This is a genomic window from Barnesiella propionica (assembly GCF_025567045.1).
GTDB classification, from domain to species: domain Bacteria; phylum Bacteroidota; class Bacteroidia; order Bacteroidales; family Barnesiellaceae; genus Barnesiella_B; species Barnesiella_B propionica.
Map to the genome: position 1 here is coordinate 99,579 of NZ_JAOQJK010000003.1, position 11,953 is coordinate 111,531.

The 11,953-nt window shown below is 40.9% G+C and carries 10 protein-coding genes; 8 read left to right on the plus strand and 2 right to left on the minus strand.

Annotated features, from left to right (window positions below; translation table 11 throughout):
- Positions 1 to 45: 45 nt before the first annotated feature.
- Positions 46 to 807, minus strand: a complete 762-nt coding sequence (locus OCV73_RS05130; protein ID WP_147549913.1) for a hypothetical protein — start codon at positions 805 to 807, stop codon at positions 46 to 48.
- Between the two features lie 279 nt (positions 808 to 1,086).
- Between OCV73_RS05130 and OCV73_RS05135 the strand changes: the two genes are divergently transcribed.
- The 8 genes from OCV73_RS05135 to OCV73_RS05170 all read left to right on the plus strand — a co-directional run bounded on the left by OCV73_RS05135 (position 1,087) and on the right by OCV73_RS05170 (position 10,518).
- A complete protein-coding gene (locus tag OCV73_RS05135) occupies positions 1,087 to 2,730 on the plus strand; it encodes a fumarate hydratase (RefSeq protein WP_147549916.1) in 1,644 nt (547 codons plus the stop codon).
- A 212-nt stretch (positions 2,731 to 2,942) separates the two neighbouring features.
- Positions 2,943 to 4,172 (plus strand): 3-phosphoshikimate 1-carboxyvinyltransferase, encoded by a 1,230-nt coding sequence (locus OCV73_RS05140; RefSeq protein WP_147549918.1) that lies wholly within the window; start codon positions 2,943 to 2,945, stop codon positions 4,170 to 4,172.
- Position 4,173: 1 nt separating this feature from the next.
- Positions 4,174 to 4,575 carry a phospholipase gene (locus OCV73_RS05145; protein ID WP_147549921.1) on the plus strand — a complete coding sequence of 134 codons (402 nt, stop codon included), beginning with the start codon at positions 4,174 to 4,176 and terminating at the stop codon, positions 4,573 to 4,575.
- A gap of 12 nt (positions 4,576 to 4,587) precedes the next feature.
- A complete protein-coding gene (locus tag OCV73_RS05150; protein ID WP_147549924.1) occupies positions 4,588 to 5,430 on the plus strand; it encodes a metal ABC transporter permease in 843 nt (280 codons plus the stop codon).
- A gap of 131 nt (positions 5,431 to 5,561) precedes the next feature.
- On the plus strand, positions 5,562 to 8,297 hold the full coding sequence (gene porW, locus OCV73_RS05155; RefSeq protein WP_449500941.1) for a type IX secretion system periplasmic lipoprotein PorW/SprE: 2,736 nt from the start codon (positions 5,562 to 5,564) through the stop codon (positions 8,295 to 8,297).
- A gap of 3 nt (positions 8,298 to 8,300) precedes the next feature.
- Positions 8,301 to 9,842, plus strand: coding sequence for a T9SS response regulator signal transducer PorX (porX, locus tag OCV73_RS05160; protein WP_147549930.1), 1,542 nt, complete (start codon positions 8,301 to 8,303; stop codon positions 9,840 to 9,842).
- 12 nt (positions 9,843 to 9,854) lie between these two features.
- Positions 9,855 to 10,280 carry a tRNA (adenosine(37)-N6)-threonylcarbamoyltransferase complex ATPase subunit type 1 TsaE gene (gene tsaE / locus OCV73_RS05165; protein WP_147549933.1) on the plus strand — a complete coding sequence of 142 codons (426 nt, stop codon included), beginning with the start codon at positions 9,855 to 9,857 and terminating at the stop codon, positions 10,278 to 10,280.
- 13 nt (positions 10,281 to 10,293) lie between these two features.
- Positions 10,294 to 10,518, plus strand: a complete 225-nt coding sequence (locus tag OCV73_RS05170; RefSeq protein WP_262512875.1) for an immunity 17 family protein — start codon at positions 10,294 to 10,296, stop codon at positions 10,516 to 10,518.
- Between the two features lie 3 nt (positions 10,519 to 10,521).
- On the opposite strand, the gene OCV73_RS05175 is transcribed toward OCV73_RS05170, so the two are convergent.
- Positions 10,522 to 11,562 carry an acyltransferase family protein gene (locus OCV73_RS05175; protein ID WP_147549936.1) on the minus strand — a complete coding sequence of 347 codons (1,041 nt, stop codon included), beginning with the start codon at positions 11,560 to 11,562 and terminating at the stop codon, positions 10,522 to 10,524.
- Between the last annotated feature and the right edge of the window lie 391 nt (positions 11,563 to 11,953).

Below are 11,953 nucleotides of genomic sequence, written 5' to 3' on the forward strand. Positions count from 1 at the left end.
TAATTGTTGCTGATGTCATATGTGAATAAAATTGTTATTTCCGAATTACATATCCCAGATACTCCGACGTCGGCGACGCCCGAAAGCCGGGGTCAGATTATCATCCTCACTATCCGATACGGCAGGGGCACTATGTAAGTTCGGCAAAGTATCTCCCAGACTATGCTTCTTCTCAAGTTGGATACGTTCGTTACGTCCCCGTATGACAGCCGCTTTTTCGGCACAAGATAAATCAGAATCGTAATTTACCCCTTTATAAAGCAAGTCCAGCACATCTACATTCAAATCACCCATAAAGACATGATCGCAAAGATGATATATACGTTCGATAAAATCAGTAAATTCATTATCGCTCATACCTTTCGATTCCTTAAATCTGGAAATAGCCCCCTGACTATTCTTAAGATTATCCCTCATCTGTTTTTCAATATGGGAGAACCGGTTAATACGGGACAAATATTCTTCATTCGCTTCCCTCAACTTGTCCAGCCGGCTCTCATCACCCGCACTTTCAAGCAAATCTTTACCAAAATACCGGACACAAGACACTAATGCATCTTCACCACTTACGACATCTGCAATAAACGCCCCCATCTTAGGATTGGACATAAACAGAGAACAGAGTTTCTGCTGGTCATCCGAAAGTTTCTGATACCGCTCACACAAATGAGAATCATACTCTTGCAGCGCATCGAAAAAGTCATCATCAGTCTCAAAAGTCCGGTCCGGATATTTCCGGACCATTTTTTCGGTCAAAGCCTCGCGGGATGAAATCCGTTTCCGTCGGCTTTCTTTTTCTTTATACATACTTTTTATTTTTTACCGGATACGACATTGTAACCGGTTTGCAGGGCAAAGAAAGATCAGTTATAGCCCTTTTTCGTGTGATAAATTAATAATCACTTCTTCTTTAAGTACTTTATCTTCTCAGTACAGGCGCACCGCAAACAAAATATAGTTTGGCATTTTACAAAAAGTGTCCATTTCTTGTTTTTTATTTAAGACGGTCACTTTCCGTTTTTCAGAAAAGTTAATTACTTTTGTAGTCACTATTTTAAGACTAATATTTACTATAAAAAAAACGATATGGCTACAAAACCTTTCAAGTATCAGACTCCTTTCCCGATGGGAAAAGACACGACCGAATACTATCTTCTTTCCAAAGACCACGTATCGGTATCGAATTTTAACGGAAAAGAAATACTGGTCGTTGAACCGGAAGCTCTTACCCGCTTAACTAACGCAGCAACACGCGACGTATCGTTCCTCCTGCGTCGTGAACACAATGAAATGGTAGCTAAGATTCTTCATGACCCGGAAGCCAGCGACAATGACAAATACGTAGCCCTTACCATGCTTCGCAATGCCGAAGTTGCCAGCAAAGGCGTGTTACCTTTCTGTCAGGATACCGGTACTTCTATTGTTATGGGGAAGAAAGGTCAGCAGGTCTGGACCGGTGGCGGAGACGAAGAAGCAATTTCATTGGGAGTATATAAAACATACACCGAAGAGAACTTACGATACTCGCAAAACGCACCTCTCGACATGTATAAAGAAGTCAATACTGGTTGCAACCTTCCTGCACAAATCGACCTTTATGCAGTTGACGGTATGGAATATAAATTCCTTTTCATGGCAAAAGGAGGCGGTTCGGCCAACAAAACATATCTCTACCAAGAAACAAAAGCCCTTATTAATCCGGGGTCTCTGGTAAAATTCATGGTTGAAAAAATGAAAACTTTAGGTACAGCCGCATGTCCTCCCTATCACATCGCTTTTGTTATAGGGGGTACTTCTGCTGAAATGAACCTGAAAACGGTTAAATTAGCTTCAGCCAAATATTATGACAATCTCCCTACCGAAGGAAACGAATGGGGACAAGCATTCCGGGATATCGAACTGGAAAAAGAAGTGCTTAAAGCTGCTCAGGATTCCGGCATAGGTGCTCAATTCGGCGGAAAATATTTCGCACACGATATACGTATCATCCGTCTGCCCCGTCACGGAGCATCCTGTCCCGTAGGATTAGGAGTGTCCTGCTCGGCAGATCGCAACATCAAAGCAAAAATCAACAAAGACGGACTATGGATCGAAAAGCTGGATGATAAACCGGGAGAACTGATCCCCGAAGAATTGCGCCAGGCCGGAGAAGGCAACGTAGTTAAAATCGACCTCAACCGTCCGATGAACGAAATATTGGCAGAATTAAGCAAATATCCCGTATCGACACGTTTATCGCTTAACGGTACTATCATTGTAGGCCGTGACATCGCCCATGCGAAAATCAAAGAACGTCTGGATGCCGGCGAAGAAATGCCTCAATATCTCAAAGACCATCCTATTTATTATGCCGGACCGGCTAAAACTCCTACAGGAATGGCCTCCGGTTCTTTCGGACCGACAACAGCCGGCCGTATGGACTCTTATGTAGACCAATTCCAGGCTAACGGAGGTTCTATGATTATGATAGCCAAAGGAAACCGCAGCCAGCAAGTAACCGACGCCTGTAAAAATCACGGAGGTTTTTATTTGGGAAGTATAGGCGGTCCTGCCGCTATTCTGGCACAGAACAATATCAAAAAAGTAGAATGTCTCGAATATCCGGAACTCGGAATGGAAGCTATCTGGAAAATAGAAGTAGAAGATTTTCCGGCATTCATTCTGGTGGACGATAAAGGAAATGATTTTTTCAAACAAATCAAGCCCAGATGTGCCTGCGATTGTAAATAAAAAAATGAATAATAATAAAAAACCATTCCGGTAAACCGGAATGGTTTTTTATTATTTGCTCGTTCCTATTAAACATTGTTTCATATATCACCTCCCTGCCTTACCTACAGATAAACATATTTAACTCATTTGCAGGATAAGCGTTGCTTTACATGCAGCATTTCATATTTTTTTTAGCTATTTTTGCCGGAGCATCTATAAATAAACAGATTATGAGCTATAGGATTATTGCACCGGCAACCTGTGACACCACTATTAAACTACCGGCATCCAAAAGTATCAGTAACCGAATACTGGTTCTCAACGGATTATGCAATAGCAACTATCCGATAGAAAACATTTCAGACTGCAACGATACCCGGGTAATGCTCCGGGCCTTTAACGGGAAAGGTGACCGCACAATAGATATTAATGCAGCAGGAACGGCTATGCGTTTTCTAACGGCATATTATTCATTAACACCGGGCAACTATGTGCTCACCGGTTCGGAACGTATGAAAAACCGTCCGATAAGTGTATTAGTCGATGCTCTACGCTATCTGGGCGCACACATCGCCTACACCGAAAAAGAAGGCTATCCTCCCCTCAATATTTCCGGACAAAAATTAACAGGCGGAAAATTGTCCCTGAAAGGGAGCATAAGCTCCCAATATATATCAGCGTTACTCATGATAGCCCCTTTTACACAAAACGGAATAGAACTCACTTTAACGGGAGAGATCATTTCACGCCCTTATATCAATATGACTTTGCAACTGATGAAATTATTCGGTGCGGTATCTCAATGGAAAGAGAATCGTATTTCTGTACCGGCCGGTAATTATGAACCCTTACCTTTCACAGTAGAGGCGGACTGGTCGGCAGCTTCATATTGGTATGAGGTCGCAACATTCATTCCTGCTACACATATTGTTTTACCGGGATTAACCAAAGACAGTTTGCAGGGAGACTCCAGGATTTCGGAATATTTCGAACCGCTGGGGGTCAGGACATCTTTCAGTAAAAACGGAGTTATACTGACAAAAACGGTTGCGAAAAAAAACAAAATAGAATATGACCTGACCGATCAGCCAGATCTGGCACAAACACTTGTCGTAACATGTGCCATGATGAATATCCCGTTTCGGTTTACCGGACTGCAAAGTCTCCGTATTAAAGAAACCGACAGGATATCGGCTCTGCAAAATGAATTAAAAAAACTAGGATATATTATCGAAGATGAGAATGACTCGGTACTGGAATGGAACGGAGAACGTATAACCCCGGAAACAAACCCTAAAATAAGAACATACGAAGATCATCGTATGGCTATGGCTTTCGCCCCGGCAGCCTATTTTTTTCCGGAACTCGGCATAGAAAATCCCGAAGTCGTAGAAAAATCGTATCCGCATTTCTGGAAAGACCTGTCAAAAGCCGGATTCACCATAAAATCCGAAAAATAATATGATATATCTGATTGCGGCTCTTGTATTTCTGGGTCTTATATTATTTCTAACCGAACGACGGAACAGAGACAGACAGGTAAATACCCGGGAGACAGAAGCACTCCCCCCAAAAACAGATGAATGTTGCGGGCTACACGAAATTTGTGAGCGCGACAGTTTATTATCGGCTGTCAGCAAACAAATAGAATATTATGACGACGAAGAATTAGACGAATGGAAAAGCATACCGGCAAACGGTTATACCGAAGACCAGATAACTTTTTTCAGAGAGATACTTTACACACTGAAAAGTGAGGAAGTTGCCGGATGGCTAAGGAGCCTGCAACTACGCGAAATAGAACTTCCAGAGGAGTTGAGAGACGAAGCGTTGCTCATTGTAGGGGAAAGACGAAACATTTAAAGGTAAAAGATCATGGATATATTACAATATACATTTTTCCAAAACGCATTACTCGGCATAATCATTATCAGTATTGCCGGTGCTATTATAGGAACCTACATCGTTACCCGGCGTATGGTTTTCATTACCGGAGGTATAACGCATGCGTCGTTCGGAGGATTAGGAGTAGGATATTACCTTGGAATAAGTCCTACCCTGGCTGCCTTATTTTTTGCGATCCTGTCTGCCGTAGGGGTAGAATGGCTATCTAAAAGAAAAACCGTACGGGAAGATTCCGCCATAGCCGTATTCTGGGCAATGGGAATGGCTATAGGTATCATTTTTATATTTCTTACTCCGGGGTACACACCGGGACTGACCGATTTTCTGTTCGGAAATATCCTTACCATTACACGGGGCGATATCGCTTTATTTTCCGGTTTTGCACTATTGCTACTACTGTTCTTTGCCTTTTTCTATAAGCATATTCTGTACACTGCTTTCGATCCAGATTTTGCATATACCCGCAGAATGCCCGTCAAACTTATCAATTACTGCATGACCCTCTTTATATCGGTGTGCATAGTTCTTACTATAAGGCTCGTAGGTATTATGCTCCTGTTGTCCCTTCTCACTATGCCTCAAATGATCGCAGAACTCTTTTGCAACAAATTCAGACAAATGATATTTTGGTCGGTATTCATCAGTATATTGTGCGGACTGGGAGGGCTTATTCTCTCTTTTTTTCTCGATGTTCCGGCCGGTGCCACAATCGTATTCACTTTAGCCGCCATATACGCAGTTGCAAAAACCGTCGTCTCTTATACACATTACCGGATGACACGAAAAGCCCTGAGGATTATAAATGAAGAATAGCACGGTTTACGGAAAAAAACTTTATCTTCGTTGCGGCAAGAAAAGGCAATAAAAGTGCGTTTTTTAAGTTTATCTATTAGATTATCCGAACAATATTGAGAAGAAAAATCCTACATATTATTTTGTTTTCGGTGTGCTTGCTATGCTCTTTTTCCTGTTCTACAAAAAAGAATACGAAAGCCACACGGTTTTATCATGCTTTCACGACCCGTTATAACGTTTATTTCAACGGAATAGAAAACTATAAGGAACAATTAAAAAGTATGGAAGAAAGTTATGAAGATGATTTTACTTCTTTACTGTACATGCATCCTGCTCAAGCTTATGCCGACCCCAAATCCCCACAACCCACAGGCAGTTTCGACCGTACTATAGAAAAATGTCAGAAAGCCATACAGCTACATTCCATAAAGAAAAAGCCAAAGCGTAACCAAGGGAAAATGAACGACCCTGAATACAGGGAATACATAAAGCGTGACGAATATAATCCATTTATCCATAATGCATGGTTACTCATGGGAAAAGCCCAATTCAATAAAGGGGATTTTTTAAGTGCTGCTGCTACGTTCCTGTATATCAGCCGGCATTTTACATGGAAACCGGAGCTGGTAGCAGAAGCTCGTATATGGCAAGCCCGTTGTTATATCGCGGAAGGATGGTTATATGAAGCGGAAGATATACTGACCAAATTGAATAACGACGGTTTACCGCCTTCTCAAAGCGACTGGTTTTCTACTGTCAATGCAGATTACCTGATCCGCAAGGGTAATTACAAACAGGCCATTCCCTATCTGAAAACAGCCATCAAACATGCTCCCAGCAAAAGGCAGAAGATAAGAATGACATTCCTTCTGGCACAGTTATACGAAAAGAGTGACGATAAAGCCATGGCTTATCAGACTTATAATAAAGTTAAAAAAATGAGCCCGCCTTACAGAACCGAATTTAACGCACGTATAAAACAATCGGAAGTCTATACGGGACAAAATATCGCCAAAGAGGTAAAGTCCCTGAAGCGCATGGTAGGGAAAGACCGGAATAAAGACTATCTGGATCAGATCTATTATGCTATCGGTAACCTATATATTTCCCGGAAAGATACCGCCAATGCTATTCCTAATTATATACTCGCTGCCCAAAAAAGCACCCGTAACGGTATAGAAAAAGCAATAAGCCAGGTTACATTGGGGAATATATATTTTGCGAAAAGAGATTATGTCAAGGCACAACCTTGTTATGCGGAAGCTATCCCTTCCTTAAAAGAGACTTATCCCGATTATGACCTATTAAAACGACGCTCGGAGGTATTGGACGAACTGGTCGTATATGCCCAGAATGTAGAGTTGCAGGACAGCCTGCTTACGCTTTCTTCCATGAGTGAAGACAAACGTCTTGCCGTTATCGACAAAATTATAGCCGACCTTATCAAAAAAGAGAAAGAAGAAGCTGAAGAACAAAAACGGCAGGAATATCTGGCCGCCAACCAAGGAAATAATTTGCCGGCAATGACAGGAGGAGCAAAACAACCTACTGCGACTAACATTAATATGTCGGGAGACAACTCCTGGTATTTTTACAATCCGGCCCTGGTATCTTCCGGTAAAACCGATTTCCAGCGTAAATGGGGAAGCCGCAAACTGGAAGATGACTGGAGAAGACGTAACAAGTCGGGATTCTCCATGAGCGATTTTGCGGAAAAAACCGACGAAGAGAAATATGGTGACGAACAAGAAAATAACGACGATACCGGGAACAAACCGGAAGAAGCACCTCTGGATTCGGCTGCAATGGCCGCAGCTAATGACCCCAAAAAAAGAGAATTTTACCTGAAACAAATTCCCTTCACCCCCGACGAAATAAAGACGGCCAATGAAATCATAGCCGAGGGATTATACAATATGGGACTTATCCTGAACAATAAACTGGAAGACTTCGAAGCATCCATAGAATCATTCAATACGCTGGATAAAAGATATCCAGAAAATCCGTATAAACTGGATATGTATTACAATATGTATCTCATGTACATGCGCATGAACAACAAACCTATGGCAGAAGTATATCGTGCAAAAATACGGGAACTTTTCCCAAAAAGCGACTATGCCGTGGCTATGGCCGATCCGCGCTATCTGGACAATCTGCGCAGAATGGATATGGTACAGGATTCCATATATGAAGATACCTATAAAAATTATCTGGAGAATAATAACAGCCGGGTACATGCCAACTACGATTACATGAACCGGAAATACCCGTTATCCAAACTTATGCCCAAATTCATATTTCTAAACTCGCTTTCCTACATCAGTGAAAAAAGATATGATGATTTTAAGGCCGGGCTTAAAACACTACTGGAAAAATATCCCAATGCCGATGTATCACCGCTGGCGACAGATATGCTCAAAGGTCTCGCGCAAGGACGAAAAATCGCAGAAGGAAACGGTAATCTGAGAGGAATGATATGGAAGATACAACTGGGAGACAGTACGGCACTGGCAAACGATACAACTGCCGCCCCGTTCGTAATCGACAACAATTCGCCTCATCTCTTTGTTCTCGTATTTGCTACCGACAGTGTATCGGCCAACCAGTTGCTCTTTAATGTCGCTCGGCATAATTTTACAAATTTCATGGTCAAAGATTTCGACCTGGAAATTATGAATTTCAATGCGATAAGTATGCTGGTAGTAAAAGGGTTCAACAATCTTGAGGAGTTGAAACAATACCGCCGTATCCTGGAAGAGAACAAACAATTTACCTTACCCGAAGAAGTAAGACCGGTCATGATAAGCACGGATAATTTTAAATTGCTGTTGCAGGGACGTAGCTTCGAGGATTATTTTATGTTTTTGGAAAATAACCAATAGCTTATGAAAAAAGAACTTATACTCTGGGCCGATGATGAAATAGACTTACTAAAACCGCACATTTTGTTTCTCAAACAAAAAGGATATGAAGTCGTAACCGTCTCTAACGGGCGGGATGCTCTTGAAAAAGCAGAAAACGAACATTACGATCTTATTATTCTGGACGAAAACATGCCTGGATTAAGCGGCTTGGAAACGTTATCCCGCATAAAAATAAGCTCTCCCGATGTCCCCGTAATCATGATCACGAAAAGCGAAGAAGAAAATATCATGAACCAAGCCATCGGAAATAAAATAGCGGACTATCTTATTAAACCGGTAAATCCCAACCAGATACTCCTGTCCATAAAAAAAAATCTATACCAAAAAGAAATTATCACAGAGAACGCTAACGCCAATTACCAGCAGGAATTTAATCAAATAAGTTCCCAGATCAACGACTCTTATTCTTGGGAAGACTGGTATGAAGTTTATAAAAAACTTATATTCTGGGAGCTGGAACTTTCGCAAACCGACAGTAGCATGGACGAATTGTTGAAAATGCAAAAGATAGAAGCGAACTCGGCATTTGTCAAATTCATTAAAAAGAATTACGAAAAATGGTTAACCAGCGATAACCATCCGCTGATGAGCCCCGAACTTTTCAAAACAAAAGTATTTCCGTTACTCGATAATGGAGAAAAAGTTTTCTTTATCCTTATCGATAATTTCCGGCTGGATCAGTGGCGCATGATAAAACCTCTCCTCAGCGATTATTTTACATTTGAAGAAGAATTGTATTTCAGCATATTACCTACAGCTACACAATATGCCCGCAACTCTATTTTTTCGGGCCTGATGCCCGATAAAATAGCCTCTATGTTTCCCGATCTCTGGGTAGACGAAGACGAGGAAGAGGGAAAGAACCTGAATGAGGCTCCGTTGATACAAACGCAGCTCGACCGCTTCCGGAAAAAATATAGCTTTTCGTATAACAAAATAAACGAATCTTCTTTCGGGGAAAAGATCATACAGAATTTCGCACAAATAGAAAACAACCAACTCAACATATGCGTGCTCAATTTTATAGACATGCTTTCCCATGCCCGCACAGAATCTAAAATGATACGTGAACTGGCATCTACCGGAGCTGCTTACCGTTCCCTTACGGAATCCTGGTTCAAACACTCTTCTGCTCTCGATCTGTTTAAGAAAATCGCAGAAAAAGATTTCAAGATTATCCTGACGACCGACCACGGAACTATACACGTAGACAATCCGATAAAAGTAATAGGCGATAAAAATACCAATACGAACCTGAGATACAAAGTGGGAAAAAACCTGAGCTATAATCCCAAACAAGTATACGAGATAAAAAATCCCGAACGTTATGGATTGCCTTCTCCTAATATAAGCTCTACCTACATTTTTGCAACAAACAGAGATTTCTTCGCCTATCCCAATAATTACAACTATTACGTAAGCTATTACAAAGATACATTCCAGCATGGAGGAATTTCCATGGAAGAAATGATGATCCCCCTTGTTACGCTAACAAAAAAATAAACATTAACGCACATGACAACTATTTACATCGACAGTTTAGACACCATACACGAAGCAGCACGGGAATTCATTTCCCAAATGGGCGATGCTACAGTTTTCGCATTTTACGGTAAAATGGGGGCCGGTAAAACGACATTCATTAAAGCTATCTGTGAAGAATTAGGAGTAGAAGATGTTATTAACAGCCCTACATTTTCTATCATCAACGAATACCGTTCCGGTACGGGAGAACTCATATACCATTTCGACTGTTACCGTATCAACAAAATTGAAGAGGCTTACGATATGGGAAGCGAAGATTATTTTTACAGCGGAGCTCTCTGTTTTATAGAATGGCCCGAAAAAATAGATGAAATACTTCCCTATGATTGTATAAATGTCATTATCGAAGAGGAAGAAGACGGAAAACGGAGAATAACACTGAACCCCCGAAACTGACAATAAAAAGAGAGTGGAACAGACAGGTATTTATATTGTAGTAGGCATATTTTTATTTGCGGGGGGAATGGCTATTGCCGCATCTATAGCAAACTGGGACTGGTTTTTCAATAGTAAAAATTGCCGTATGCTTACCGGAACTTTAAAACGAAATGCTTCCAGACTTCTTTATGGGCTTCTGGGAATTCTTACCTGGACTATGGCCGGCATTATACTGCACGATATGCTGCTGAAATAAAACTTAGTGATGGCGGGATTTCAGAACAGGTTTTTCTATCCGGTTCCAGGAAAACAAAGAAAGCCCGATGGTAAGAATTAAAATAACTGCGAGAGCCAGCCAGTAATTGTACCGAACAAGCCCCAGAGAAACTACGAGCTGAATGATGGGAAAGTGGAAAAGATAAATATCATAAGCGATATTATCATATTTTCTCATCCACACGAACCAACGGCAATTATAAGCAAAACCCAAAATCACACAAGCCAGGCAAGCGGGTTGTATATATGTATAAACCGGATTATATCCTCCCGTAATTACCAATAAAAGAGCAGCCGGAAATATGTAACGTATATACTGCTGAAAATAATCGAAATAGAACAGCACAAACACTCCGGAGTAAAAAAACAAAAACTGCCCGAATACCTGACGCTGAAATATCATATAGATCTCGTTATGACTGTTATTATACATGTAACCCAATACGATACGGTAAACCAAGGATAAAACATAAATGCCTATAAGAACAGCCAGTTTGTTATACCTTTTAAAAAACCAGTATACGAGAGGAACGCTGGCATACAGCATGAGTTCTACTTTCATCGTCCACAAAGAACCATTTACTACCTTAACATGATTCCCTGTAAACACTCCGGGTAAGTCGGGTGCCAGGAAATTAAGGAAACAGCAATTAGCCGCCAGATATTTATATAGCTGGGAAGAGGTAAAATATTCCTTAAAGCTATAGTCGCTGACAAAGACACCCGCAAACGCACATAACACCACAATAAACATATAAGGAGGAAAAATACGCTTCACCCGTCTTGCTATATACGCTTTAAGATCCGGCTGACGCAAAAAACTATAAAAAACGAGGAAACCACTCAGTATAAAAAAGCCCCCTACCGCCGTATAACTGGAAGTGAAGTTTATTTTGGGAGTCTGGCTAAGTTCCGAGAAATGAGCCAATACCACAGCCAAAGACAGATAATACCGGATGATGTCAAAGTTATTATCCTCCTTTAACAAAGGCGGCACTTTATCGCTTAATACGCGGGCATCCATATAGGCTATTTCGGTTTAATATTTATTTGTCGGACAAAGATAATCAAAATCTTTTCGCCTCAAATATACTCCAACCATAATCGGTAATTTATATCTGCTGGGAAAAAGCCATCAAAAATCTGTAATTTGTATACAATTTTCCGTAATTCGTTTAATTATCATCTATACTCTTATCTTTACCTTTACATTCAAAAAAGACAAAAAATAAAACTCATAGTGAAGAAAACCCCAGCAATCATCATTCCGGCTTCTTCAAACTGGTAGGTGACCAACTCTCGCGACAGACGGGTTACATGGCTGTAGAAACAAAACTTTACCAACTAATAACACAAAAGAGATGAACACATTAAAAAAGATAAGAACAGTTTCAGCCTTTTTCTTTATAACGATT

Bases quoted from the DNA above. Each gene is read 5' to 3' on its own strand.
- OCV73_RS05130 (WP_147549913.1), bottom strand. From the start codon at position 807: ATGTATAAAGAAAAAGAAAGCCGACGGAAACGGATTTCATCCCGCGAG.
- OCV73_RS05135 (WP_147549916.1), top strand. From the start codon at position 1,087: ATGGCTACAAAACCTTTCAAGTATCAGACTCCTTTCCCGATGGGAAAA.
- OCV73_RS05140 (WP_147549918.1), top strand. From the start codon at position 2,943: ATGAGCTATAGGATTATTGCACCGGCAACCTGTGACACCACTATTAAA.
- OCV73_RS05145 (WP_147549921.1), top strand. From the start codon at position 4,174: ATGATATATCTGATTGCGGCTCTTGTATTTCTGGGTCTTATATTATTT.
- OCV73_RS05150 (WP_147549924.1), top strand. From the start codon at position 4,588: ATGGATATATTACAATATACATTTTTCCAAAACGCATTACTCGGCATA.
- porX (WP_147549930.1), top strand. From the start codon at position 8,301: ATGAAAAAAGAACTTATACTCTGGGCCGATGATGAAATAGACTTACTA.
- tsaE (WP_147549933.1), top strand. From the start codon at position 9,855: ATGACAACTATTTACATCGACAGTTTAGACACCATACACGAAGCAGCA.
- OCV73_RS05175 (WP_147549936.1), bottom strand. From the start codon at position 11,562: ATGGATGCCCGCGTATTAAGCGATAAAGTGCCGCCTTTGTTAAAGGAG.